19 protein-coding genes and 1 pseudogene are annotated in these 25,666 nt (G+C 56.8%); 16 read left to right on the plus strand and 4 right to left on the minus strand.

Annotated elements, in window-relative coordinates:
- The first annotated feature begins 40 nt into the window (after positions 1–40).
- Positions 41–994, plus strand: a complete 954-nt coding sequence (locus tag EN808_RS28660; protein WP_189522237.1) for an amidohydrolase family protein — start codon at positions 41–43, stop codon at positions 992–994.
- A 719-nt stretch (positions 995–1,713) separates the two neighbouring features.
- Here EN808_RS28660 and EN808_RS28670 read toward each other — a convergent pair.
- The 3 genes from EN808_RS28670 to EN808_RS28680 form a co-directional block, all read right to left on the minus strand.
- Positions 1,714–3,144 (minus strand): aldehyde dehydrogenase family protein, encoded by a 1,431-nt coding sequence (locus EN808_RS28670; protein ID WP_135917410.1) that lies wholly within the window; start codon positions 3,142–3,144, stop codon positions 1,714–1,716.
- A gap of 500 nt (positions 3,145–3,644) precedes the next feature.
- Entirely contained in the window at positions 3,645–4,679 is a 1,035-nt protein-coding gene (locus tag EN808_RS28675; RefSeq protein ID WP_135917412.1) for a C-terminal binding protein, read from the minus strand.
- Between the two features lie 60 nt (positions 4,680–4,739).
- Positions 4,740–6,503, minus strand: a complete 1,764-nt coding sequence (locus EN808_RS28680; RefSeq protein WP_210235465.1) for a thiamine pyrophosphate-binding protein — start codon at positions 6,501–6,503, stop codon at positions 4,740–4,742.
- 475 nt (positions 6,504–6,978) lie between these two features.
- Here EN808_RS28680 and EN808_RS28685 point away from each other — a divergent pair, with 475 nt between their 5' ends.
- From EN808_RS28685 to EN808_RS28715, 7 genes and pseudogenes are all read left to right on the plus strand, one after another.
- A complete protein-coding gene (locus EN808_RS28685) occupies positions 6,979–8,166 on the plus strand; it encodes an alpha-hydroxy acid oxidase (RefSeq protein ID WP_135917414.1) in 1,188 nt (395 codons plus the stop codon).
- Positions 8,167–8,479: 313 nt separating this feature from the next.
- Positions 8,480–8,626: pseudogene (locus EN808_RS37225) on the plus strand (pseudoazurin); the annotation flags it as partial.
- 25 nt (positions 8,627–8,651) lie between these two features.
- Positions 8,652–9,521 carry an MBL fold metallo-hydrolase gene (locus tag EN808_RS28695; protein ID WP_135917415.1) on the plus strand — a complete coding sequence of 290 codons (870 nt, stop codon included), beginning with the start codon at positions 8,652–8,654 and terminating at the stop codon, positions 9,519–9,521.
- A 550-nt stretch (positions 9,522–10,071) separates the two neighbouring features.
- Complete coding sequence (locus tag EN808_RS28700; protein ID WP_135917417.1) at positions 10,072–11,364, plus strand: amidase; 1,293 nt, start codon at positions 10,072–10,074, stop codon at positions 11,362–11,364.
- 31 nt (positions 11,365–11,395) lie between these two features.
- Complete coding sequence (locus EN808_RS28705; RefSeq protein WP_135917419.1) at positions 11,396–12,055, plus strand: DUF2848 domain-containing protein; 660 nt, start codon at positions 11,396–11,398, stop codon at positions 12,053–12,055.
- 1 nt (position 12,056) lies between these two features.
- Positions 12,057–12,428, plus strand: a complete 372-nt coding sequence (locus EN808_RS28710) for a cupin (protein WP_135880847.1) — start codon at positions 12,057–12,059, stop codon at positions 12,426–12,428.
- 10 nt (positions 12,429–12,438) lie between these two features.
- Entirely contained in the window at positions 12,439–13,365 is a 927-nt protein-coding gene (locus EN808_RS28715) for an ABC transporter substrate-binding protein (protein ID WP_135880846.1), read from the plus strand.
- Positions 13,366–13,383: 18 nt separating this feature from the next.
- Here EN808_RS28715 and EN808_RS28720 read toward each other — a convergent pair whose 3' ends face one another.
- Positions 13,384–13,992: a MarR family transcriptional regulator gene (locus EN808_RS28720; RefSeq protein WP_135917421.1), complete on the minus strand. Its 609-nt coding sequence runs from the start codon at positions 13,990–13,992 to the stop codon at positions 13,384–13,386.
- 793 nt (positions 13,993–14,785) lie between these two features.
- On the opposite strand from EN808_RS28720, the gene EN808_RS28725 reads away from it, so the two are divergent.
- The 8 genes from EN808_RS28725 (at position 14,786) to EN808_RS28760 (ending at position 25,617) form a co-directional block, all read left to right on the plus strand.
- Positions 14,786–16,297 (plus strand): aldehyde dehydrogenase family protein, encoded by a 1,512-nt coding sequence (locus tag EN808_RS28725; protein WP_135880844.1) that lies wholly within the window; start codon positions 14,786–14,788, stop codon positions 16,295–16,297.
- 3 nt (positions 16,298–16,300) lie between these two features.
- Positions 16,301–16,726 carry a RidA family protein gene (locus EN808_RS28730; protein ID WP_135880843.1) on the plus strand — a complete coding sequence of 142 codons (426 nt, stop codon included), beginning with the start codon at positions 16,301–16,303 and terminating at the stop codon, positions 16,724–16,726.
- A gap of 313 nt (positions 16,727–17,039) precedes the next feature.
- A complete protein-coding gene (locus EN808_RS28735) occupies positions 17,040–18,479 on the plus strand; it encodes an FAD-dependent oxidoreductase (RefSeq protein ID WP_135880842.1) in 1,440 nt (479 codons plus the stop codon).
- A gap of 37 nt (positions 18,480–18,516) precedes the next feature.
- Entirely contained in the window at positions 18,517–19,488 is a 972-nt protein-coding gene (locus tag EN808_RS28740) for an ABC transporter permease (RefSeq protein ID WP_135880841.1), read from the plus strand.
- The gene (locus EN808_RS28745) at positions 19,485–20,387 is read left to right on the plus strand and encodes an ABC transporter permease (RefSeq protein WP_135880840.1); all 903 of its coding nucleotides are present in this window, start codon (positions 19,485–19,487) and stop codon (positions 20,385–20,387) included. The genes EN808_RS28740 and EN808_RS28745 overlap by 4 nt, the downstream gene beginning before the upstream one ends.
- Positions 20,384–22,222: an ABC transporter ATP-binding protein gene (locus EN808_RS28750; RefSeq protein ID WP_189522236.1), complete on the plus strand. Its 1,839-nt coding sequence runs from the start codon at positions 20,384–20,386 to the stop codon at positions 22,220–22,222. Before EN808_RS28745 ends, EN808_RS28750 begins: the two co-directional genes overlap by 4 nt.
- Positions 22,223–22,254: 32 nt before the next feature.
- Entirely contained in the window at positions 22,255–23,919 is a 1,665-nt protein-coding gene (locus EN808_RS28755; protein ID WP_281041833.1) for a thiamine pyrophosphate-binding protein, read from the plus strand.
- Between the two features lie 141 nt (positions 23,920–24,060).
- Positions 24,061–25,617, plus strand: a complete 1,557-nt coding sequence (locus EN808_RS28760) for an ABC transporter substrate-binding protein (RefSeq protein WP_135917425.1) — start codon at positions 24,061–24,063, stop codon at positions 25,615–25,617.
- The last annotated feature ends 49 nt before the right edge of the window (positions 25,618–25,666 follow it).

Raw genomic sequence — 25,666 nt, forward strand, 5'->3', positions numbered from 1 at the left:
ACGAAGCGCCTTTCCCGTAACCCATTGATCGGAAATGACCATGATCAAGAACCACCGCGTCATCGCCCTGGAAGAACATTATCTTGACAGCCAGTTGGCCCAGGCCATCAAGGCTTTTCCCATGCCGAAAATTGATCCCTTGCTTACTGATTTCGCCGAGGCGCGTATCGGCTCAATGGATAGTGCCGGGGTAGACTTTCAGATCCTGTCACACTTGCCTCCTGCGTTGCAGGGCCTGCTCACCAATGATGCAGCCGAAGTTGCCATTGCTGTTAACGATCGACTGAAGAAGATCGTCGATGCCGCACCGCATCGCTTTGCGGCGTTCGCGTCAGTGCCGACTTCCAATCCGGAAGCTGCGGCGCGCGAGCTCGCGCGCACGGTCGGAGACCTTGGTTTCGTCGGCGCCATGATCCACGGCCCAACAGACGGTGTCTTTTTAGACGATCCACGCTTCGACCCTCTGTTCGACGCAGCGCAACGTCTTGATGTACCGTTGTATCTTCACCCAGCTGATCCTCTGCCGGCGGTTCGCGATGCTTACTTCGGCCCGCTCGCCGAGAAGCACCCAATGTACCTGCGGGCGGCATGGGGATACACGATAGAGACCGCCACCCAGGCGGTCCGGCTGATCCTGAATAATGTTTTTGACCGGTTCCCTAGCCTAAAGATTGTCCTCGGACACCTTGGCGAAACCCTGCCCTATGTAATGGATCGCATGGACGAGGCTCTGTCGCGGGACGCACCGGATCTGCACTTCAAGAAGCAATTCCTTGAGCACTTCTATGTCACGACAAGCGGGTTCTTTTCCGACGCTCCGTTGAAATTTTGCATCGCCGAGATGGGCATCGAACGTGTCATGTTCTCAGTCGACTGGCCCTTCGCGTCCAATGAAGTCGCCTGCAGTTGGGCTGCCAAACTCGACCTTTCAGATCCGGACAAGGATCTTCTGCTGCATGGCAACGCCGAGCGACTGTTCCGTTTGCCAACGTAATCTCTGTCCGCCTGGACTGGCGAACTCGCTGAGAAGAGCTGCCAGCACCGTTGGTTGAGCCAGCATACAGTCGTGCGGGGCCGCCAGGCTGCACCATCTAAGGCCGGCTTCTTCGCGGAGTATGCCAAATGGCCCTTCGCTGTAGATTACTGGCCCCACAATCCTTACCTGAACCACGTTGCCTTGGGTTGGAACCCGACCTTACGGGCAGGGTATGAACCGTTAGAAATTCAAGAAAGCATACTTCGTGGCCTAGTCTAGTGACGCTGCTGAACCGGACCTTTCAGAATAGCAAATGACGTGATGATGTATCGTTCCGCGATGGAGCGGCCTATGCCCGGGTTTCAGCCACCCTTTTGCGCCCTGGCCGTATCGATGGACCTTGGTGGGTGGTGACATCGACCATAATCTGGCTCATCGGGGCACGCCTCAAAAGCCGAATGAAAACATCGGCTTTGACCCTATCGCGGTATCTTTGGAAAACTGTGTTCCAGCTCCCGAAAAAGGCTGGAAGGTCGCACCACGGCTTCCTGTCCGCACGATCCAAAGCAACGCTTCGATGAAGCGGCGATTGTCGCCACCACTTCGTCACGGATCGGCTGGCTTGCCCAGACAATGCGGTTCCATCTTCGCCCATTGGGCGTCCGTTAGCACAACCGTTCCATCCAAAGCTTGAATCACAATCGAGCCAAAAGTGGAGTTCTGAATCTCAACAAGCCTTAGTCCATGATTGCCTTTGTCTCCAGGAATTCCTCGAGACCAAAAACACCAACCTCTCGGCCGTTGCCCGATTGCCTATAGCCGCCAAAAGGCGCTTCGTACTCTGTGTCGTCTTCGCTCGGTCCATTGTTAAGATATATGCGGCCGGCACGAATCCGTCGGCCAACTCTCCTGGCTTCACCGACGTCATCGGCAAAGACATGACCCGCAAGGCCGAAGATCGAATCGTTGGCGATGTCGATCGCTTCGTCTTCGTCCCGATAGGTCATCACCGAAAGGACCGGTCCGAAGATCTCCTGCTGGGCGATGGTCATTTCGCGTGTGACGCCGGCGAACACGGTCGGCCGCACAAAATAGCCCCGGTTGAGGCCTTCCGGCCGACCAAGACCACCCACGACGAGGCGAGCGCCTTCTTTTATGCCGGTCTCGATAAACGACTGCACGCGATCGAACTGCTGTTTGTTGACCAGCGGCCCATGCGTGGTCCTGTCCGCGCGCGGGTCGCCCACGACCATTGCAGCCACCGTGGACTTGGCGAGTTCAAGGCACTCATCAAGTTGGTTCTCGTGAACCAGCATGCGGGTCGGCGCCTGGCACGACTGTCCGCTGTTACGGAAAGCACGTATGACACCAGCAGGCACCGACCTGCCGAGGTGATTGCCGGGAAGCAGGATGTTGGCAGACTTGCCGCCCAACTCCTGGTGCACCCTCTTGACGGTTGCAGCAGCGTCGATGGCCACTTGGATCCCCGCGCGCGTCGAGCCCGTGAACGACACCATATCGACGTCTGGATGCGTGGAAATAGCATGCCCGACGGTAGGGCCGTCACCGTTGACAAGATTGAAGACGCCGGCCGGAGTGCCTGCTTCGTGAAGGATTTCGGCGAGAATGATCGCGCTCAAAGGCGAAAACTCGCTCGGCTTTACCACCGAGGTGCACCCTGCAGCAAGTGCGCTCGCGAGCTTCGCCATGATTTGGTTGAGCGGCCAGTTCCATGGGGTGATGAAACCGCACACACCGATCGGCTCGCGCACGATCAGCGCCTTGTCCAGCATCTGCTCGAACTCGTAGGTTTTCAGCACTTTGACTGCCGATTTTAGATGGCTGAGCGAAGAGGCTGCCTGGAGCTCGCGTGAGAAATTGATCGGAGAGCCCATCTCCAGCATCATAGCCTGCGAGACGTCCTCGAACCGGCGCCGATATTCATCGGTTATCGCATTAAGGAGATCGATGCGCTCGGCCTTGCTCCACCGCGAAAACGCTGGAAATGCCTTTTGCGCCGCCTTGACGGCTCGATCGACATCTTCGGCCGTGCCCAGATTGATGCGCGCAACTGGCTCTTCTGTCGCTGGGTCGATCACGTCAACTGCGTTGCGGGCGACCGGGTCAACCCACTTCCCGTCTATGTAGAATCTAAGATTGTTGTCCATAAAGACCTCCATTGCGCCGCCGTCGCTGCGGGCAGATCCAGCGGTGATCGACGTTTCCCTCGGTCGATATTGCTACATGTTAAACCTATCTTATCAACATATATTTTCCGGGTGCCACCGAATTCTTACGGTCTAATCCAACAACAATGAATGTGCCTGTCTTATGGATTGCCGGATCGCGATGGCTCCAGCCGCACTTCCGACGGAGGCTCATCTATGGCGCGTCAGGCGCCAGACACGCGCTCGCAATAATTGTCGAGCGTCGCGTTTTTGTTAGGGCGTGTTGGAAACGCTCGCTAAACCTGCTGGCCAGCATCCTTCTGTTTGCCCTGCCATCTAATGAGGCCAATTCATCGCGAAACGCTCTAAGCGGTTGTCGGATGCGCCCTTGCGTACGCTGAATTCTGTCGATTGTGCGCCGAGCTGATCGTTTGTCGCTCCACTACGTGGCGGAAGACAGACTCCAAGATCGAGTTTGCTTGAAAAGTGCTGCGCCTCGTTCAAGAAGCTAGCAGGTTTTCCTTAGAAAATTTTTCCCAATCTGGATTTACGTTGTTCCGCACCAGGCCATGCTCAAAAAAGTCTTTGAGCATGCCGGCTGACAGCCTACGGCGGTCACTCGTCGAGGCGTCAGAATAGGACGCGGCATGGGGCGTCAACGCCAGGCGCCCGGCAATCCAGGGCTCACGGTCCAACCATGCCTTGAACAAAGGCTGTGAAGGGTCCGGAGGCTCCGATGGCAGGACGTCGAATCCCGCAGCTCCCAGACGGCCGCTTAGCAGCGCGTCGTAAACCGCGTCGATATCGACCAGCTTGCCACGAGCAATGTTTATGAGAATGGCGCCTGGCTTCATTTCACCAAGCCGGTTGGCGTCCAGTAGTCGAAGCGTGGTATCATTGAGGGGCATGTGGAGACTGACCACATCTGATACGGAAAGCACTTCCGAAAGGGACTTGGCACGCCGAAAACCCATCCCCAGCTCATGCCCTTCGGGCAAGAGTGGATCAAAATACAGGACGCTCATGTCTAGAGCGGAAGCTCTCCTGGCCACTGCGGTTCCTATCCGGCCCAAGCCAACGGCACCGAAGATGCCGCCGCGGAGACGCCGCACGACTGGCACATTTTCACCGTTGAAGTTACCGGTTAGATCCGTCCTCAAGCGTTCGTCATACGAGCCAAGGCCCCTCGCTAAGTAGAGCAGCAGTCCAATCGCGTGGTCTGCTATTTCGGACGTACCGTAGTTCGGCACGTTGCAAACCGGAATGCCGGCTTCGGAACATGCACCTATGTCGATGTTGTCATAGCCAACACCTGCTCTGACGATGATCCGACACCTCGAAAGCTTGCCGATTGTAGAACGATCAAGGACGATGCGATTCCGCATCAGGACGGCATCGCAGTCGCCCCAATCTTCCGCACTTATGGCGCTCACATGTTGCACGCCACGAACGTCGAAAGACAAGTTTGGGCCGGCCACGTCGGCGGCAACCTCTTCGACGTCCATATCGGGCACCAGAACTTTGATAGTCGACATGTTAGGAGACTCACCCGTTAAACTTATCGGAGATAATGTGAATGACGATTGGTCGAACGTTCAGCCGCGCGACATCATCGAGGGAGGGGCGTAGGTCGCGCCAACGAGCACATCGATGAGATAAGGCCGTCCTTCTCTCACTGCATCGAGCCCTCGCGCGATCGCACTCTCGAGATCTTCGATGGTTTCAACTGGGCCTTCTGCCTGCACACCTTGGCTGCGCGCCATTGCACTGAGGTCAACGGCAGGATCATCGATGCGCTGACCAATCCAGCGGTTTGCGGTTTCACGTGACCTAACCTTCGCAACCGCCTCCTGGTGCAGCTCATCATTGAAATTCGATCGATTGTTGCTGACGATAAAGAGCGCCGGCAGCTGATAATGTGCAGCGGTCCAAAGAGCCGTAACACCTTGGAGAAAATCGCCATCGCCCAGGACGCCCACAACCAGTCTGCTCGTATCTTTCAACGCGAGCGCGGCTCCAACCGTCAGGCCGGGGCCTGCAGCCAGGCCGCCGCCTCCGTCGTGACCAAGAAAATCCAGCGGCCCACGAAGATCGAAAACGTCTCCAACCCAGCTCAGATTTGAGTGGGCCAGCGTCAATTCGCGATCACCTCGAGCACGTTGCAGGGCAACTTCGATATCGTGGGGATGTATTCCCGGGCCGGGGGAGTAGTCCCCTGATGGCGACGTGGACGCGGGATAACTGACGGAGCTTCCTCGGGTCAGGGAGCGCGTGGCGTCGAGCAGTTGCTCGACAAATCTGTCAGAGTTTGCCAGCACCGGCGCATCGACTGGGGGAAGCCCGAAATAATCCATGCTCCAGCCCCGATGTAGATGGCTATCCAGTGATACGTTAATGATCGTCGCCTGTATCTTGTGGGTTTCAGAACTTACGCCGCGCAACAGGCCGTTGAGGTCCGGCCAGTCCAAGCTCAAGATCACATCCGCGGCCGCAACCTCATCCTTGAAATTTCCACCCAAAATGGAGATTGGCGGCAAAACATGAAGCGGATGCGATGTCGGGAAAACAGCACGCTCGAGAACCGACGTCACCACCGTTGCGCCAAAGAATTCGGCGAGTTCGACACGGCGGTCCCAGTCCGCTTGAGATCGCGATCCACGTCCGATAAGGAAGAGGGGGTGTGTCGCGGCGTTCAGAAGATTCGCGATCCTGCTCACCGTAGCCGCATCCGCAACGGCAGCTGGCGCCGTACCGTAACGCGCCGGAGGAAGCTCCACCTGCTTTGTCAGACGGCTTTCCTGCATACCCGCATCGAGGCAGATGTAGACCGGCGCTTTTGGTTCAGTCTGCGTTAACTGCATGCCACGGAGAAATGCCTCGATTGTGCCGTGCGTAGACCGCGGCTCGTCGTCCCATTTCACATAATCCCGTAGGAGTGCTCCCTGATCCTTCGCCGTATGGATCCAGTCGATCCAGGGTCGCCGTTTCTCGGGTTCAATGGGGCCGGTAGCGCCCACGACGATCATGGGCATGCGGTCGCAATAGGCGTTGAAAATGCCCATGAGACCGTGCATCAGGCCGACGTTGCTATGGAGAATAGCCCCCATAGGCCTATCGCGCACTTTCGCGTAGCCGTGAGCGATTGAGATTACATGATCCTCATGCAGGCAAAGCAACATTTTCGGCCGCTCATCACCGAGGAAATTGACAAGGCTGTCGTGCAACCCCCGATAGCTGGCCCCCGGGTTCATGGTCACATACTCAATCCCGAGATGTCGCAGCATGGCAGCGGCGACATCGCTTCCCCACTCGGGGCTCGGCTCGGAAACGATCCCCGCTTGCAACTCCGACTGGCGCACCTAGTGCCCTCCCAAAAAAGCTTATTTATGAAGCTAAATTTCATATGCATTATGATAGCTTTCTATCGTCCTAATGTGCAATAGCGGTGTGCATTCCATCGATCCGCGGCCGCCGTTTGGTTGCATCGACAGGACTCGTGCTACGGATAAGCAGCATCGGAGACCTGTCGATCCAACTGTCGAACACTCCGATCCGCCGACGCTATATTCGGCATCGGCGCTGTCTTCATCGTCGCGGGGCTCCGTCCATAGCAGCGGTGCCGACGACCTCAGCACCGCACTCCCCCGGTCACATGCTGGCGTCACACGTGGCCTGGTCTGCTCCACCTATTGGCTGGTATTTATCTGCCGTTGACATGTTGCGAAATAGCATAGTTAAGTAGGTAATTAGCCAATGTCGGCTGCCCTTGCGGGGGGGCATTATTGTTATGCTCGAAGTTGCCATAAGGGTGCATAAGGGTGAGAGGAAACCGATATGCGTTTGACGGAATGCCTCTCCGTTTCGGATTTCAGGCTAGCCGCGAAGCGCCGATTGCCAAGATTTCTGTTTGAATTCATTGACTTAGGGTCCGAAGACGGGGTTGCGCTTAACGACAACATCGAATCTTTCAGAAAGATCAAGCTGCAGACTAGGTTTCTGGTCGACCTCTCCAAGCGCGATATGAGCACCCAGTTGTTTGGGATGCCACTTTCGCTACCCCTCGCCACTGCTCCAACCGGTATGGGAGGTTTTTGTTGGTACAGCGGCGAGGTTGCTATTGCGAAAGCTGCGGCAGAGGCTGGGATTCCGTTCACGCTCGCGTCGACGTCTGATGCCAGTATGGAGACCGTCGCGAGAGAAGCCGGCGGCCGACTTTGGTTTCAAATATATATGTGGAGGGAGACACACTATTGTTACGAGATGATCGCGCGCGCGCGTGACCTCGGATTCGAGGCATTGGTGGTCACTATCGATCAGGCGCTGGGGCGATCGAGAGAACATAATGAACGAAACAAATTCTCAATACCGTTCCGATTGAGCACCCGCACCAGCATTGATGCTGTTCGCCGGCCGCGCTGGTTGTTGGGCGTTGCGGCACAGCAATTAGCAAAGAAAGGAATTTGGTATCACGCCAATCATCCGCAACGGTATCAATCAATTTTAGGCAATGCAGCGATACCAGACCGACATGAGGCGATGACCTGGGATGAGATTGCTAAAATTAGAGATGTATGGCCGGGAAGACTAATTGTTAAAAGCGTTCTCAGTCGCAAGGACGCTCAAAAAGCGATTGCCTGTGGCGCCGACGCGATTGTGGTCTCCAATCATGGAGGGCGAGCTCTCGATTCAGCCGTCTCCTCAGTCGAGATGCTGCCGGAAATCGCTGCTGAAGTGGGCAAGCGTATACCTATACTTGTTGACGGCGGAGTGCGGCGTGGAAGTGATATTGCAAAGGCTTTGGGCCTTGGCGCGGCTATGGTTCTTATTGGTCGCGCTCCGCTTTACGGCGCTGCCGTTGCTGGGCAGCCCGGCGTCGCAAAAGTCTTCAGGCTCTTGGCTGACGAGTTTGAAAAAACTTTGGCCTATCTTGGATGTCGTACGCCGGCTGAGGTGGATAAATTCATTTTTGCAGATAACGCATTGCGGAATGCCCTCTCTACGGGCCAGGACCAGCATCGGTAGCGTCGCATCTCGTGGTGAATGAACACCCGGATATGGGCCGGCCAGCGTCGCACAACGCTCTCCGCGCCAATCACCCGGCCTATTGTCTGTATGCGGAGCTGCCATACGCGCGCTGCTTTCCTGGAAGATCCCGAGTAGCGGATCGAAGCTCGTTGGTTCTTTGCGCCAACGCAACGTCAAGCGATGTGAAACGAGGTTGTGCCAGCGCAGAGAGCGCCCCGCGAAGCACGCTGTCGGTCCTCTGGAACCGATAGGGCTGGCTCAAGAAAGACTGAGGGACAGATCCGATGAACAGAGCACTTTCGATCTCACCGTGGCAGCCGCATGTGGTGGCGACATGTCGGGCAAGCATCAAGTGCAGATGCTGAACAAGGGAACCACCGGGCGGGCTCAGCACTTCGAGCCGGAGTTCCTGAGGGTAGCACCCGGCGACACGGTGACATTCGGGGCAACGGACAAAAGGCCATATCTCGGAGGAAGGTAGCATGCAGACGCTTCGAATAGGGGACGTAACAATTACCAGCATAATAGAACGGGACGGCCCTTGGCGCCGACCCGAGGACATGTTCCCAGCTTATGATCCGGAGATCGGGCGGCGTCACATCGCCGAACTAGACCCGGTCGTTTTCGACAAGGCATCTGGCCGAATGGTTATCACGTATCAGAGCTTCGTCGTGCGCACGCCGAAGCACACCATTTTGGTGGACACCTGCACCGGCGACCACAAGGGCTACTCGGCTCCAATGGACTTTCCGAAACAGCCCTGGCTGGACGGGTTCCGTGCCGCGGGCCTGCGCTTCGAGGACATCGACTACGTTTTTTGCACTCATCTCGACATCGATCACTGCGGCTGGAACACCGTCCTCAAGGACGGGCGCTGGGTACCGACGTTTCCGAATGCCAAATACGTCTTCCACAAGGGCGAGTACGCCGCCAGGGAAGCTGAGACCCGGCAAGGCGACAATACGCTCGACAACGTCTGGCGTTTCAACTGTGAGCCGATCGTTGAGGCGGGGCAGGCACTTCTGGTGGACGAAAACTATGAGCTCGACAATACCGTGTCTCTGACGCTGACACCCGGCCATTCTCCTTGCCATTGCTGCGTCAATATCCGCTCGAGGGGCCAAAGTGCCGTAGTCACCGGCGACCTGTTCCACCACGCCCTGCAATGCCGCGAACCGGAATGGTCGACAAACTTCGACTGGGACCCAAAGGCTGGCATCCGCTCGCGCCGAAACTTCCTGGCATCGGTTGCCGGAACCGGCACCTTGGTTCTGCCGATCCATTTCCCAAATCCGACGGTCGGACGAATCGAGGCGGACGGCGACCGGTTTCGCTATTCTTTCGTACGTTAGAAGTGACACCGCGACCCAGCGGAACTCTGTTCCGAGCGACAGGAGGCGGAGGCATTTCAGGAGGAAAGGCTCCATGTGCATATTCGCCTAGGATGTGTGGGTTCCGATAGCGGACGCTTCCCCGAATGCCTGTAACGAGCGCACTCGAGAGTTCCTTCCTTTGATTAAGATTGGTCCCTCCTCGATGTGTAGCTCGACGTATGCGCGCACTTTGCCATCGTCAATCTGTGGTATTCCCACTCGAACGGCCTCGAGCTTCAGTCCGAGCGACGTGACGTGTGGTCGGTTATGTCTCAGCCGTGCCAGACTGTCGGATCGCCAGCGCATCACCGGGAATAGGGCAGCAGGTACCAAAGGTTGGCGCCGACGGCCTTGATTATCTGCCTAATGCGTGTCGGCCAAATCCTGCCAGCGTGCCTTCTTTATCTGAGCCTAGGACCGACGGTTAGATTGTCGCCGCCGGAAAAAGCTAGACAGACTGCCGGCAACAGGATTATGTTCATTAGGTATGTATGTTCCTATGTAAAATTTAGAGATATCGAGGTCTCCAATGGATCGGAAGTGCGCTGCGGTCGAGCGGCTAGACCGGGCGATTGCCGCCATCGGGGACCCAAATCTAGACGGCATGGTGGCTTGCCCCACCGTGTACTTTGAGGCTGCGCGCGCCGCGGCAACGGCAGCGGATGCGCGTGCAAAGGCTGGTATCAGTCTCGGGCCGCTCGACGGGGCGATCGTCACAATCAAGGATCTTTTTGATGTCGCCGGCGAGGTGACCCGCGCAGGTTCTGTGGTTCTCGCCGGCGAAGGCAAGGTTGCGACCCGTGATGCGGTTGCTGTGAACCGAATGCGGGCAGCGGGCGTGATCATCGTCGCGAAGACGAATATGAGCGAGTTCGCATTCTCGGGCGTCGGCACCAATCCGCATCTGGGAACGCCACGCAATCCACTCGACACCAGCCGGGTCCCGGGGGGCTCATCGTCAGGCGCCGCCGTGGCGGTAGCCCGCGATTTCTGCGAGATCGGGATTGGCACTGATACCGGAGGCTCGACACGGATACCGGCCGCCCTATGCCGCCTGGTCGGCTTCAAGCCGACCAGCAACCGGATTTCCACCGGAGGTGCTTTTCCTTTGTCGGAAAGTCTGGACTGTGTGGGTCCGATCGCCCGCACGGTCGACGCATGCGCTTCGGCGGACGCGGTTCTGGCCGGCGTCGAAGACGACCAGGCTGCGGTGCCGCTGGCGGGGCTGCGCGTCGGCGTCGTCCAAGGTTTGCCCTTCGAGGGCATAGATGCGGCGATTGCCGAGTCGTTCGATCGCGCCTTGCAGGCGTTGGCGGCCGCTGGTTGTCGCGTGACAGATGTCATACTGACTGAACTCGACGGCATGCGCGAGGTCAATGCCAAGGGCGGAATTGCAACCGCCGAAGCCTTCGCGTTGCACCGCCACAGGCTGAGCCAGGCTTCCCGCATAGATCCGAACATATTGGTGCGGATCGAACGCGGCAAGACGATCGGCGCCGCCGATTACATCGATATGATCCGTGGACGTGGCGCGCTTGCCGCTTCAGTCGGCCGGAGCGCGGCCGACTGCGATGTGCTCGTCATGCCAACTGTTCCGATCGTGGCACCGACGCTGGAGCAAGTAGCAAGTGCGGCAGGTTTCACGGAGCGCAATGCACTCCTGTTGCGCAACACGGCGATCGCGAATTTCTTCGATCTGCCCGCCATTTCGTTGCCTGTCGAAGGCCTGCCTGGCGCTGCTCTCATGATGATCGGGCAATCTGGCCGGGACAGGCGACTGCTGGCCATGGCCCGATCGGTCGAGGCATGTCTGGGCGAATAATGACCGCGTTGAAACAGAAGGAGGGGGTCACTTGATCCAAACGAGAACGCTCGATCCGAGGGATGTCAAAGATCTGACGATCGCCGGATGGACTGGCAGAAACCGTGATGCCGTCGAAAAACACATCCACGAACTAGAGGCGATCGGCGTTGCCAGGCCCACCTCCACGCCGATTTTCTACCGGGTTTCTGCCTCGCTCTTGACCGTCAGTCACTCGATCGAAGTGATGGGTGATGCCTCGAGCGGGGAGGTGGAGCCGGTGCTGGTCACACTCGGTGGCCAGCTTTGGGTAGGCGTCGGTTCCGATCATACCGACCGCAAGGCAGAAACAATCGGCGTGACGCTCTCGAAGCAACTTTGCGCGAAACCAGTAAGTTCGACACTCTGGCGCTTCGCGGACATCAAAGACAGATGGGATGACATCGAAATCCGCTCGCATATCAATGTCGACGGCGAACGGCGTCTCTACCAGGAGGGTACGCTTAGCACCATGCGCCCACCTGGGGAACTGGTGGTGCTTGGGTTCGGCGGTAAGGGTCTGAGCGAAGGGTCTGCCATGTTCTGCGGCACGCTCCCTGTTCGTGGCGGCTTGCAGCCGTCCCAGCGGTTCGAGATGGAGATGCGCGATCCATTAACCGGTGAGACAATCACCGCTGCCTACGACGTAATCACGCTGCCTGTGCGAGGATGAGATGACAGAAAAGCTTCACGAGGAATTTGCCATCGTCGACCTTGAAGAGGGTTGGCACACCCCGGATGGCTACCCATCGGGCATCAAGCAGAAGATTCTCTCCGGCGGACTTGACGAGGTGGCGCGCAAGGGTAATCGGACCCGGCTGCTGCGTTTCGACCCGGGCGTCTATACGACCTCGCCATTCGTCCACATTTACTGGGAGGAAGTCTTCCTCGTTTCAGGGGATCTCATTGTCGGTAACGACACGGACGGGAAGGGGGGGGAGAAATTCGAGGGCTATACTTACGCAGTTCGGCCGCCCGGCGTCTATCACGGCCCCTTCAAGTCGGATGGCGGCTGTCTCCTGCTTGAAACGCACTGGTTCCAATAAGGAGTTTGCCATGCTTAAGCTTGCCGTGCCCGACATGGTGTCGAACTCCTACTTTCCGGCGGAAGCCGCGATAGAGCTTGGCCATTTCCGCGATAACGGGTTGGATGTTTCCCTGGACCTGATGTTCCCAGTAGACCGTTCCTACAAGGCGCTGCGGGACGGTGAGATCGACATAGTCGCCGGATCCGCACATTCGGCGCTGGCCGCCTTTCCGAACTTCAAGGGGGTGAAACTCCTCTGCGCGCAAGCGCAAGGCATGTACTGGTTCCTGGTCATGCACGCCGACTATGCCGCGCAACGCGGCGACCTTTCGGTATTGAAAGGCAAAAGGATCGGCGCGGCGCCGTGGGTGGAAACCGGATTGCGTGGGTTGCTCGCTGAAGCGGGTATCGACATCGAACGCGACGGGGTAACGATCGCTCCGGTTCCATCGCAGCCCGGCCAAACCGTCAACTTCGGTCTCAATGCCGCCAAGGCGCTCGAGGCTCGCCTGATCGACGGATTCTGGGCTAATGGCATGGCAGCCGAGATCGCTACAACCAGGGGCATCGGCAAGGTCATTCTTGACGTGAGGCGGGGTGACGGTCCTTCCGAGGCCTTCGATTATACTTTCGCCTCGATCGCGGTTCGCGACGAGTTCGTCGCGGAAGACCCGAAACGCGCACAGGCGATCGTGCAGGCGATCGTCGATACCCACGCCCATCTGCATAAAAATCCGGATGTGGCGGCCCAGGTCGGCGCAGCGCTGTTCCCGGCAAACGAAGCCGGCCTCATTACAACGCTGATCAAGCGCGATCTGCCATTCTACGATCACCGCATCTCCCGCAAGACCGTCGCGGGAATGAGCAGGTTCGCACGGCACATGAATCTGGCTTCGCAGGATCTCGCCTACGAGGATGTGGTGGCGAGCCGGACAAGCGCCTTCAGCGACGTCTGACCGCTGGCGGATGGCTGCTCAGTCGATCGGGTTTTCCCGCTCCGCGACCTTGAGTTGCGCCAGCGCCAACTCGCTGTTGCGAGAAAGACGAGTGAAGAGCGATTCGGCCGAAGCAAGATCGGCCGCCGTCATTCCTTCAAACAGAACGTCGTTAACTTTGGTGACGAAAGGTGCGACAGATTTAACCGTCTTTTCGCCTTCCGCGGTCAGACTGACAAGCACGCTGCGCCTGTCGTCATCCGACGAGCGCTTCACGAGCAGGCCACCGCGAATCAAGCGGCCCACCTCGGTCGTCACGTGCGTTGGTGCCAGATGAACATACTGCGCCAGCCGCTTTATGGTGACGCCCTGCTCACCTTGTCGATAGGCCACTCCGAACAAGACGGCAAACTGGGAACCGGTCAGCCCGATCTGCCGACCGAACGCCTCTCGGCAAACAGTCAATTTTCCGAGAACTTCGGCAAACAGGTATACGACATGACGGAAGCTGTCGTCGCTGCCGTCAACGAGTAAAGTGGGATTGGAGACTGTCAACGGCGCAGAAAATTCAGTCTGCTTGATGCTGGCAACGGTCTTCGTCTTTGCCGCAACCCCGGTTGTAGCCAACTTCTGCTTGATCTCTGGCACTCATGTCCTCCGGATAAACCACCCCGAACCTTCTTGCCCAAGCGCCAACGACGGCAGACCAGAGCGAGTCAGGTTCTAGGAACTGGTACCTGAAAGGTATCTTGATATCAAATCTGGAAAGTTTTCTGGCAGCTATTCAACGGTATCCGGTGCGTGGCTTTCTGCTGTGGCAACAACGGACAACGCAACAATGCGCCCTGTATCCAACTCCCCATTCCCAGAGCTTTCGTGAAGCTTCTGAATTAATGTTAAACATTCTCCAAATTAGAAAGGTATTGAAGTCCTGGTCAAGAGGGAATCGGGCAGACGCACCGTCAGCGGCGGCGAGGGCTGCGGCAAGCAGTTGCGTCAGTGGAATTTAGTGACAACGAGCTTGGCGTCGAAGGGGGGAGGTTCCGCCCCCTTTATGCGGTCAGATCTCCTGCATTGATAGCATCGGCATTGGTTTCTTCGATCTGTCACGCTGGGGATCTGCCCGATTGGCTTGATCTGATGAACTGATGCCTCCCAGGCATAGTGTTGAGCCAAAGCCCCGTTGTGGGCTCGTGAATGTCCCAGCGCAGTCCGATTATGATCACACTGTGCCCTTCCAAAGCTCGATGCCATCTCATGTCACGTGGTGTGCAAGTCGGTCGCAATGTCATGACGCGGTGCCAGACGTGACGCAGAGGTTAAGCGCTTCACCTGTTTCAACGAGCGGCATCAGCCAGGGAAATTGCTAGTTGACAAAACATCAAAATGATATGTTAGTTATGGATATAACAGTTGGTGTTTTGGAGGAGATTTCATTCAGATGGTTCGCGATTCCGCAGCTTTTGAAGCGTCAGAACCAACGCTGTCGTCAACCACATCGATGGTCGGTGCACGAAAGTGGGGGTTGGTGATAGACGGTAAGATCACTGGCGCGTTGGAAGGGCAGGAGTTTGAGAACTTCAGTCCCGTCACCGGCGCCATGATATGCCAACTGCCCGATGCGCGTGAGCGCGATGTCGAAGCTGCGGTTGCGAGCGCGGCCAAAGCTCAGGTTGATTGGGGCCGCATGCCCGTCAAGGAGCGCTCTTCCATTGTAAGGAAGCTTGCGACGGTACTCCGGGAGCACCGCAAGGAGCTCGCTGCGCTCGACGCCATTGATGTCGGAAACGTGTATTCCTTTATGCTTGCGGACGTGGATGCCGCAGCCGACACGCTAGAGATGATGGCGAATTTCGGCCTGAGCCTGACTGGACGGACTTACCCGGTCGCGGATACGCACCTTTGCTATTCCCGGTATGAGCCCTACGGTGTGGTCGCACGCATCAACGCGTTCAATCATCCAGTGTTGTTCGCGGGTCAAAAGATCGGCGCGCCTCTGGTCGCGGGCAACGCCCTTATCATGAAGCCTTCTGAGAACGCCGCTCTTTCGGCTTTGCGTATGGGCGAATTGTTTGCAGAACATCTTCCGCCGGGATTGCTCAATGTGATCGTCGGGAAGGGGGCGGAGTGTCCGCAAGCGATTGTCCGACATCCGGCAGTCAAGAGAATTGGCTTCATCGGCAGCTCACAAGTCGGGATGGCCATTCAGCGCGACGCCGCCGCTGTTGCAGTAAAGAATATCACGTTGGAACTTGGCGGCAAGAATGCACTGATCGTTGCTCCTGACGCCGACTTCGAAGCCGCTGCAGTCGGCGTCGTAAAAGGAATGAATTTCGTGGGCTGGCAGAGCCAGTCCTGCATGTCGACGACCCGTGCAATCGTGCCCCGTTCCGAGCAGGAGCGGTTCGCCTCTCTGGTTAAGGCGGAGGTTGAATCTATTGTGATCGGGGATCCATTTGAGCCCACCACCAGGATGGGAACGCTCGCCTCTCAGGCGCAGTTCGAGAAAACACGGATGTACGTGGACATCGCCAAAAGCGAGGGCGCCGAACTCGTGACCGGTGGTGAGCCTCACACGGGCTGCGGGCCTGGCCTCTATCACAAGCCGACCGTTTTCACCAACGTTCGTCCCGAAAGTCGCCTGGCGCGCGAAGAGGTCTTTGGACCAGTTCTATCGATAATAGGTTACGACACCCTCGATGAGGCAGTCCAGATCGCCAACTCCGTCACCTTCGGGCTCACGGGTTCCGTCTGGAGTCGCGATATCGGGACCGCTCATCGGCTCGCGCACGCATTACAGGCCGGTTACGTGTGGATCAACGATTCCTCCTCGCAATTCGAAGGCGTTCCGTTCGGCGGCTACAAAAACTCCGGCATCGGACACGAGGATGGATTGGAGGAGCTGTTTAGCTATGCGCAGCTCAAGGCGCTCAACGTTCGTATCGGAGGATAGATCGTGACTGAAGTTGGTATTTTGCCCAAAGGGCTTGGACCGTTCCGCATAGGCCGCGATACGATGCCTTGGAGCAGCGGGTGCGTATCTGGCGGCTTCGTTTTTCTCTCAGGCATCGTCGGGCACGTCGACGACGATGGCAATCCAGTTCCCGGACTCGAAGAGCAGACGGAACTCGCCTTCGCCCGTCTAATCTCGGAACTCGAAAGGGCTGGAAGCTCGTTCGATAATCTGGTTCGGCTGAACCAATATATCACCAACGCCTCTGAGCGAGAACCTTACGTGGGCCGGCGGGAGGCCTTTCTAAGGAGTAAAGTAGACAAGTACCCGGAACGCCGGGCTTTTGCGTCAACTCTCCTTATCACCACCCTTGCAGACCCCGCTATCCGGTTGGAATTGGAAGCGACTGCGGCAGTCGGGGCAAAGTGAATTGACGCGAGTAAATGCTTGACAGCTACGAAATTCATATTAATATTGTATGTTAATTATCTCGTCGGAAGGGATGAGCATGCGGCGAGACGGTAGGTAGATATTGCACCTTGGCATACGACGAGCGGAGAGGTTGAGACCATGAAGGCTTCTTCGCTTGATGTTTGAAGGGGCGACTTGAGTCCTCTCCCGGCTGGATCGAGCGAGCCCAGATGTCGCCTCTGCAGGCGAAAGATGAAGTTGAGTTAGATAGGCGCCCGACAGTTACTACTACTGTGATCGTCAGTTCGATAAGATTGGAAAGTTAGTACAAATGGCAAGTCCAAACGGTCAAGCTGTAACACCATTGACGCTGCGCGCCCCTAGTGTTATCGATCTGGGAAAGCGCCGCCCGCTTTGGCTTGACCAAGCTTTTGGCGACGATTTTCCTGGCAATGCCCCTCTTAGCGGCAATCATAAAGCTGACGTTGTAATCGTAGGCGGCGGTTATGTCGGCTTGTGGACAGCTTTAGAGCTGAAGCGGCTTCAACCGTCGCTCGACGTAGCGCTTGTGGAGCGCAAGACGTGCGGCTCCGGCGCCTCGGGGCGCAATGCCGGGTTTGCCATGCCATGGTGGCTCAAGATCTTAACGCTGGAAGAGGTCCTTGGTCGGGAGGAGGCGTTAAAGCTTTGCATAGCGAGCGAAGATGCGGTGGCGCAGGTCATAAGTTTCTGTGAAACGCATTGCCCGGAGGCACAACCGCGGAAAGATGGCTGGATGTGGGCTGCGTCCACGCCAGCACATGTAGGACGTTGGGAGGCAACGGTCCGCAAGCTTGAAGAGCTCGGCAAGCAGAGGTTTACACTCTTAGGCGCGAAAGAGATTCAGGAGCGGATCGGGACCAATACCCACCTTTCTGGCGTCTATGATCCGAACGCAGCTACTCTTCACCCCGGTTATCTGGTTCGCGGACTCCGTAGACGGGCAATCGAATTGGGAGTGAGGGTATATGAAAATTCGCCCATGCTCGAGATCAGAGACGCTAACCCGGCTGTGGTCGTCACGAAAAACGGCACGATCTCGGCACCCCAGGTTGTGTTGGCCAACAATGCCTGGTCAGCAAACCACCCCGCAGTCAAGGGAAGAATCGTAGTTATTGCGGCTGACCTGCTTGCTACCAGCCCGATTCCGCAAAGGTTGGCTCAGTTGGGATGGACTAACGGCACCGGCGTTATTAACGCGCGCCAGCGCATCCAGGTTTATCGCACTACCCCGGACGGCCGAATTTACTTCGGTCGCGGCGGGGGAGGACTTGCATTCGGAGGTTGGTTCGGCGACCGCTACGACTCGTCCCCAAAACATTCTCGTGAAACCGCGGAAGCCTTCCAAAAAATATTCCCGATGTTGGCTGACGTAAAGATCTCTCACAATTGGACCGCGCCGATAGACATGACGCCGACGGGGCTTCCCTTCTTCGGCCGCTTTGGGAAGTACAAGAATGTATCCTATGGCGTTGGCTGGAGCGGCTATGGAGTCGCATTGTCCCATATTGGCGGACGCATCCTATCTTCGATGGCCTTGGAGCTAAAGAACGAGTGGTCGGAATGCGGCCTTGTAGACCGGCCGGCTGAGAAATTTCCACCCGAACCTTTCCGCTATCTCGGGGGCAAGCTCGTACAGGCGGCGGTGACGGCTAAAGAGAAATCGGACGATTCACAGAAGAAGCCCACTAAGTTTGTGTCTCTTCTGAGTCGTCTTGCGCCAAAGCATTGACGTTCCGCTCTGGGCAATCGGGACTACCGGACAGAGGATGCAGATGCGAGCATTAAGCGAAACATTGAAGCAGGTCGGTTCGGCTTTGCTTGCGCTACTTATAATCAGTATCGTGACATTTGCCGCGACCAGTATTCGTTCGCCTGAAGCAGTGGCAATGAATGCGCTGGGCCGCGAAGCGAGCACCGACGCAATCAACAATTTCATCATCCAGAACGGGCTTGACCAGCCATTGGTATTCAGGTTCCTGACGTGGCTCTGGCACTTCGTCCGCCTCGACTGGGGAATGTCCGCGGTGAACAACCGGCCGGTGAGCGAGGTTGTCATCCCTTGGATCAGCAACACCCTTGCGCTTTCAGTTGTCGCACTCGCTCTCGCCCTGCCCATATCCGTTTGGCTGGGGCTCTTGATGGCTAAGAAATGGGGTACTGCCACGGACGTGGGTCTTCTCTCCCTGACAGTGATCCTGGCCGGCATCCCAGAATTCGTCGTGGCCATTATATTGATGTTCGTATTTGCTCTGTGCCTAGGCCTGGTGCCGGTCGACAGCACGCTCGCAGACCACGGGACTGTTCTGGAGCGTATCCAAGCCTATGTTTTGCCGACTTTGACCTTGGTCGTTGTGATGGTGCCGCATATGAGTCGTATCGCGCGCGCATCCGCTGCCGAAGCTCTACGCGCGCCTTTTATCAAGGCCGCAATCCTGCGCGGCATGAGTCGCAGCATTGTCTTGTGGGACTATGCGATGCGCAGCGCGGCTGTGCCCTTCGTCAACGCCGTGGGCATCAATGTCGTCTATCTGCTTAGCGGGGTAGTCGTCATCGAGAATGTGTTCGCATTTCCTGGCATTGGGCGGCTGCTCGTCCAGGCTGTGGCTTCCGGCGACACCAACGTGGTGCAGGCGATAGCAGTCGTCATGGGCACGCTTTTCCTCGCCATCAGCTTCGTTTGCGATCTTCTGGTGATCTATTTCAATCCGAAACTGCGCAGGCGGAAGGGTAGTGCATGAGCACGATTATAGTGGGCGGCGCTGTCACGGGTTCCCTGGACGCACCAGCCAAGCCGTCTTCCATTTTCAAACACGCGCTGCTCCACACGGTGCAGGGGCGTGTTGGAATAGCATCGCTCACATTGATCTTCCTGGTTATTCTGCTTGGCCCGCTGTTCGCTCCCTATTCGTACAGCGAACTCGGCGTCGGTGCGCCGCTTGAGCGCGCGTCGTTGGCTCATCTCTTTGGGACTGATCAGTTAGGTCGGGATATCCTGAGCCGGCTCCTCTTCGGCGGCGGGACAGTTGTGCTCGTGCCTTTGGTTGCCGTCACCCTGGCGTTTTGCATTGGAGGCGGTGTCGGCACCTACGGCGCCTACAAAGGGGGCAAAACAGATCTGCTCATAACTCGCACATTTGATCTGTTTCTCGCTGTTCCGCCCCTGCTGCTAGCACTTGTTATAATTAGTGCCCTGGGAACTTCGCCAATGGTCCTCGTGGCTGTGGTGACGATTGTCTATATCCCTCGCATTGGCCGAGTGATACGCGGAGCCACACAGGGCATCATTACGAACGACTACGTTGCGGCGGCCGAGGCGCGCGGCGAATCTACTCTCGCGATTCTACTTCGTGAGGTCTTCCCAAATGTTATGGGTCTTGCCTCAGCAGAGTACGCTCTCAGACTTACCTATTCAATTCTGTTCGTGGCTACCCTGAGTTTTCTGGGCCTCGGCGCTCAACCGCCGAGCTCTGATTGGGGATTGATGGTCGCCGAATCCAGAGGGTTCATCTCCATCAATCCATGGGCAACCTTGGCCCCCAGTTTGGCTATCGCCATCCTCTCGGTCGGGTTCAACCTTGTCGCGGATGCACTGGCGAGCGTCGTCGGAGCCTCCGAAAACGGAAGAGTAGTGATTTGACAGCGGTCCTTGACGTCCGAAATTTGTCTGTTGCCTACCGGCAATCGTCGGGGACACTGAACCACGTCGTCGAGAAGGTCGACCTGAAGCTATTTGCGGGTCAAGTTCTTGGTCTCGCTGGAGAATCAGGTTCGGGCAAATCAACCACTGCACTCGCTGCTATAGGTTATAAAAGCAGCAACGTGGCAATCACGTCTGGAGAGGCACTCCTGGGCGATCGCGACCTTCTCGTGCTGCCTCGAGAGGATCTGCGCGGTATCTGGGGCAAGGAGATCGCTTACGTCTCCCAAGACTCATATGGCGCCCTCAGCCCGGCTACAACCATCGGTCACCAATTCATTCAAACGATCCGGCGGCACTTCGCGATCTCCCAGGCCGACGCTGTCGCTCGATGCATTGAGTTGTTGAGATCTGTTGCTATCCCAGATCCCGAGAGCGCTGTTGGTCGCTATTCTTATGAATTCAGCGGCGGACAACTCCAGCGCATCTGCATTGCGATGGCCATGGCCTGCAAACCACGCCTGCTGCTCCTTGATGAGCCAACGTCGGGTCTGGATGTTACGACCCAGGCTCGGATTTCGGCGCTCATCCGAGAGTTGGTCTCGGAGAATAACGTCGCCACTCTCTACGTCAGCCATGATTTAGCTTTGCTGCGCGAATGCTCTGACGAGTTGGCGGTAATGTACAACGGGCGTGTGGTTGAATATGGTCCGACTGCAGCGATCGTTGACCGTCCGCAACACCCATATACGAGCGCTTTGATCCGAGCAGTTCCAAGCGTTCGCATACCCGCAAAGATCGAAGGGATCTCAGGTCAGACACCCCCCAGCGTTGTACTGGGTCGGTGCTCATTCTCTGATCGCTGCGCCTACAAACGCGAGGCTTGCGAACAGACAGACATTCCCGATCTTTTGCGCAATGACGGCGGCGTTGTTAAATGCCTGTTCCCGCTGAAAGGCCAGCAGGCTAGGGCGCGGATCGATACTGGACGCGCAACAGGCCTGAGCGCACTTGCACCGGTCCTGAAGGTGAGTAACATTTCGTGCCATTATCTCTTCAAAAAAGAACCAGCAGTAAACAACGTCTCGCTTACGCTACGGCCAAAGGAAATCATTGGCATCGTTGGAGAGAGCGGGAGCGGAAAATCGACACTGCTGCGGGCAATCGCAGGTCTTCAACCTTTTTCCGGCTCGATCGAGTTTGATGGAGAGGTTCTTGCGGCCTCCGCCCGCAAGCGTTCGAAGATTGCCAAGTTCGGCATTCAGGTCATCTTTCAGAATCCTGATACTTCGTTGAACCCAAGGCACACCATTTTTGACTTAATCCGGCGTCCGCTGGTCCTCGCCCGAGAAGGCAAGATCAGCCGATCTGACCAGCATGACATCGTGGTGGAGACAATGCGATCGGTCTCCCTCCCAACTAGCATCCTGGATCGATACCCCTCGGAGCTTTCCGGTGGGCAGAAGCAACGTGTTGCAATCGCTAGGGCCTTCGCACCGAAGCCCAAGGTCGTCTTGTGCGATGAAATCACGTCTGCCCTGGACGTATCGGTTCAGGCCCACGTCTTGCAGCTTCTGAGAGATCTCTCGGACAAAAGCGGCACCGCCATTGTTTTTGTCAGTCACAACTTGGCTGTTATCAGATCTCTCGCTGACAAGTGCATGGTGATGCATTTGGGAAAAGATGTTGAACAGCAGCCGACAGAACAGCTGTTCAATTCCCCATTGCAGGAATACTCGCGAGAGCTATTGCGGGCTATTCCTGATCTGCAGTGTGGAGATAATGAGAATGCGTTCTCGCCAATGCGTGTATCGGTCAAAGGGGAAATAAATTGACGGGAACATCTGTTGAATATGGGTCGGATTTGGTGATGTCGCTTCTTCTTGAGGCGGGCATCGATACAATTACCTTCAATCCCGGGTTCAGTGTAAAAGGGATCACCGACTCGCTCGCCCATTTCGGGTCCGAATTCAGGGCAATCATGTGTCCCCAGGAGGGCGTCGCGGTTGCTGCCGCACACGCTTATGCGAAAGCGACGGGCAAGCCGATGGCCGTCATTCTGCATAACATCGTCGGTCTACAGAACGGGACCATGGCCATCTTCGACGCCTGGTGCGACCGAGTGCCGATGATCGTGCTTGGTGGTACCGGCCCGCTCTCGAAGGAGGAACGTAGACCATGGATCGACTGGATCCATTCAGCGCATGATCAGGGTGCGCAAATCAGAGAATACACAAAATGGGATGATCAGCCCCTCGACGTTGAGTCGGTGCCGGAGAGCTTTTGGCGGGCGTGGCAGACCTCGGTAGCCGTCCCGCAAGGTCCGGTCTACGTGTGCTTCGACACTTCCGTTCAGGACGCCCCAATCGGAAGTTCGGCGTCTACCCACTGGCGCAAGCTAAACAACGCACCGACGTCGCCGGCCCTCAGTCGGGAGCATGCGCAATCTGTTGCGAGCCGTCTTGCAAGCGCTACGCTACCTGTAATCGTTACCGATTTCGCTGGCGAGACACTTGAAGGTTTCAACTCGATTCGTGAGCTTTCTGAGTTACTGGAGTGTCCGGTAGTCGACTGCGGAGCGAGGTTCAACTTCCCGACCAATCACCGGCTCAATTTCAGCTATCTGGAAGAAAAAGTAGTGCCGCAAGCTGATCTGATCTTGGCGATCGACGTCGAAGATCGCGACGGCCGCGTTCTCCCCCATATCCGTCCCGAGACGGAAGTGATCTGGATAAGCCCGGCGCACTTACGCATCCGTTCTTGGTCGCAGGACTACCTAAAGCTCCCGCGCGCCAGCGAGCAGGTCACCTCCGCGGCTGCGCCTGCCTTGAAGGCCATCCTCCAAGAGATCGTTCACTTTCCTGATGTCGCCGAGCAATCCGGGCGCCGGCGCGCGCAGATCGAGGGCGTAGTCGATCAGGCGAGAGCGCAATGGCGCCAGGATGTGTCTACACAGACGGGCATCTCACTGTCGACTCTGGCCGCAACTATGAAAACGGTCCTCTCTGAACTCGATTGGACCCTGGTTACTGGGTCAATGTACGGGTGGGACAAAAAGCTGATCGACATGACCAAGCACCGCGCGCATCTGGGCGGCGAGGGCGGAGGGGGCTGTGGCTATATGCCAGGAGCCGCGATAGGCGGCGCTATTGGACTTAGCGACGGCAGTGTCCCAGTTGCAGTTATCTCCGACGGTGACCTTCTTTTCTGCCCGTCGGCTTTATGGACAATCGCAAATCAAAATCTTCCCATGCTGATTATCATGGACAACAACCGAGCTTACAAAAATACGCTGGCCCACGGACAGCGCGTTGCGACCCGACGAGGCCGCGCTGAAGCAAATGCGTTGCTGGGCAATGTTTTCACCGATCCGAAAATCGATTTCGCTGCTATGGCGCGATCATACGGGTTGGAGGCGTTCGGCCCGATAGAACGGCTGGAGGATCTAGAGAGCACTTTGAGAAAAGCAATGGATATCGTTCGTAGCGGACGCCCCGCTCTTGTCGATGTTGTGACAGAGCTTGTCATCTGACGCTTGTGGCCCCCGCGCGGCCAACGCGTTTCCCGACAGAATATGTACGATTTTAGGTGCTATTTTAGATGACAGAGATATGTTAATCTGGTAGATTAATATTGGCGGCGTTTCGGCCGTCCTAAAACAGGGGAACTGGTCATGAAGAAGCAGCAGGAAGCTGTCGGCTGGAACATCAGTCGACGCCACGCTATGATGCTTGCGCTAGGTGCTCTAGCGCCTTTGAGCATCGTAGATTCACTAATCTCTCAGGCGCACGCTGCCGGCAAAACAGAGATCAAACTCGCCATTGGCGATGCCCAGGTCAAAGAAACGCTTGATCCAGCGCTGTCTGAAATAACCAATTCACATGTCGTCGTCGGCGTGGTTTACGATCATCTGGTTCGTTATGATGCGACATATAAGCTAACGCCACATCTTGCGGAGCGCTGGGAGCCCAACAGCGACGCGACCGAATGGACATTCTATCTTCGAAAGGACGTCAAGTGGCATGACGGCCGCCCGTTCACCGCTGCGGATGTCGAGTATACGATCCGCCGCCTGATTGATAAAAATGTCGGCTCAGATCTTTTTGCGCGGCTTGCGCCCTCGATTGATCCCAAGCGTATCGTGGTGAAAAACGATCACGAGATCTCGATCGGCCTGTTGCGACCCGACGCGTTCCTTCCGCTTACTTTCGGCACGAGGCAGTCAGCGATCGTTCCGACCGGCTTCGAAACGCGGACAACGGACCTGAGCAAAGCCATCGGATGCGGTCCATTTAAGCTTGTCAGTTATTCGCCTGGCAAGGGCTGGGAAGCTGTAAGGAATGACGAGTATTATGGTGGAGCGTCGAAGATTGAGCGTATTCGCGTTTCTGTAATCCCGGAGCAGGCGACTAAGTTGCAGGCAGTGGTTGCCGGCGATTTCGACGCGTGTGATGCGATACAACCTTCGCTCGCTCGGACGATTGAGGGCAACAGCAAGGTAAAGCTGGCACGGCTCACCGCTGATCGAATGATGTGCATTGCCATGGATTCGACTCAGAAGCCGTTCAATGATCCGCGTGTTCAAATGGCAATCAAGCGCGCTATAGACCGCAAGAAGCTACTAGACCTTTCCTATCTAGGCTATGGCGAAGTCAGCAACGACATTCCCGTGCCTCCAACGGATCCCTTATATCCTTCAGACGTAGATCACTCGCAGGATATTGAACTGTCGAAAAGGCTGCTCGCGGAAGCCGGATATCCCAACGGTATCGATATCGAATTGGGAACGTCGGAATCGTTCGGAGGAATGGTTGATCTTGCCGTTGCCTTTGCGGGCATCGTTGCCCCGGCTGGAATTAGAGTAACCGTCAAGCAGCACCCGCCTTCGACTTATTGGGATCAAGTCTGGCTGCATGGGGCGATGTATGTGACCTACTGGACAACCCGCCACGCAGCAGACCGGCTTCCGATCACCTACGGCGAGGACTCCCATGTGAACGAATCTCGGTTCAAAAGCCCCAAGTTGCATGATCTGGTTGCCGGGGCCCTGGCTACGCTGGATGAAGCGAAGCAAAAAAGCCTTTTTCAGGAGGCTTTGCGCCTCGTCGCCGAAGAATCCGGACTGATCGTGCCGTTCTTTATCGACAAGCTGTGGGTGGCTCAGTCGGCATTCGACCTTCGTGTGTCGCTGGAAACCCAGGTTGATCTGGCAAACTCGAGCTTTAGTTAGTCATTGCTTTTTAGGTATGTAGATAGGTTTTAACGTGCAAAAAACTATA

Source organism: Mesorhizobium sp. M8A.F.Ca.ET.165.01.1.1, assembly GCF_004792065.1.
Lineage (GTDB): Bacteria > Pseudomonadota > Alphaproteobacteria > Rhizobiales > Rhizobiaceae > Mesorhizobium.

What these genes read in the sequence shown, in the direction of transcription:
- EN808_RS28735 (WP_135880842.1), top strand. Translation starts at nt 17,040, where the DNA reads ATGGCAAGTCCAAACGGTCAAGCTGTAACACCATTGACGCTGCGCGCC.
- EN808_RS28670 (WP_135917410.1), bottom strand. Translation starts at nt 3,144, where the DNA reads ATGGACAACAATCTTAGATTCTACATAGACGGGAAGTGGGTTGACCCG.
- EN808_RS28675 (WP_135917412.1), bottom strand. Translation starts at nt 4,679, where the DNA reads ATGTCGACTATCAAAGTTCTGGTGCCCGATATGGACGTCGAAGAGGTT.
- EN808_RS28740 (WP_135880841.1), top strand. Translation starts at nt 18,517, where the DNA reads ATGCAGATGCGAGCATTAAGCGAAACATTGAAGCAGGTCGGTTCGGCT.
- EN808_RS28760 (WP_135917425.1), top strand. Translation starts at nt 24,061, where the DNA reads ATGAAGAAGCAGCAGGAAGCTGTCGGCTGGAACATCAGTCGACGCCAC.
- EN808_RS28710 (WP_135880847.1), top strand. Translation starts at nt 12,057, where the DNA reads ATGACAGAAAAGCTTCACGAGGAATTTGCCATCGTCGACCTTGAAGAG.
- EN808_RS28745 (WP_135880840.1), top strand. Translation starts at nt 19,485, where the DNA reads ATGAGCACGATTATAGTGGGCGGCGCTGTCACGGGTTCCCTGGACGCA.
- EN808_RS28695 (WP_135917415.1), top strand. Translation starts at nt 8,652, where the DNA reads ATGCAGACGCTTCGAATAGGGGACGTAACAATTACCAGCATAATAGAA.
- EN808_RS28700 (WP_135917417.1), top strand. Translation starts at nt 10,072, where the DNA reads ATGGATCGGAAGTGCGCTGCGGTCGAGCGGCTAGACCGGGCGATTGCC.
- EN808_RS28660 (WP_189522237.1), top strand. Translation starts at nt 41, where the DNA reads ATGATCAAGAACCACCGCGTCATCGCCCTGGAAGAACATTATCTTGAC.
- EN808_RS28685 (WP_135917414.1), top strand. Translation starts at nt 6,979, where the DNA reads ATGCGTTTGACGGAATGCCTCTCCGTTTCGGATTTCAGGCTAGCCGCG.
- EN808_RS28715 (WP_135880846.1), top strand. Translation starts at nt 12,439, where the DNA reads ATGCTTAAGCTTGCCGTGCCCGACATGGTGTCGAACTCCTACTTTCCG.
- EN808_RS28725 (WP_135880844.1), top strand. Translation starts at nt 14,786, where the DNA reads ATGGTTCGCGATTCCGCAGCTTTTGAAGCGTCAGAACCAACGCTGTCG.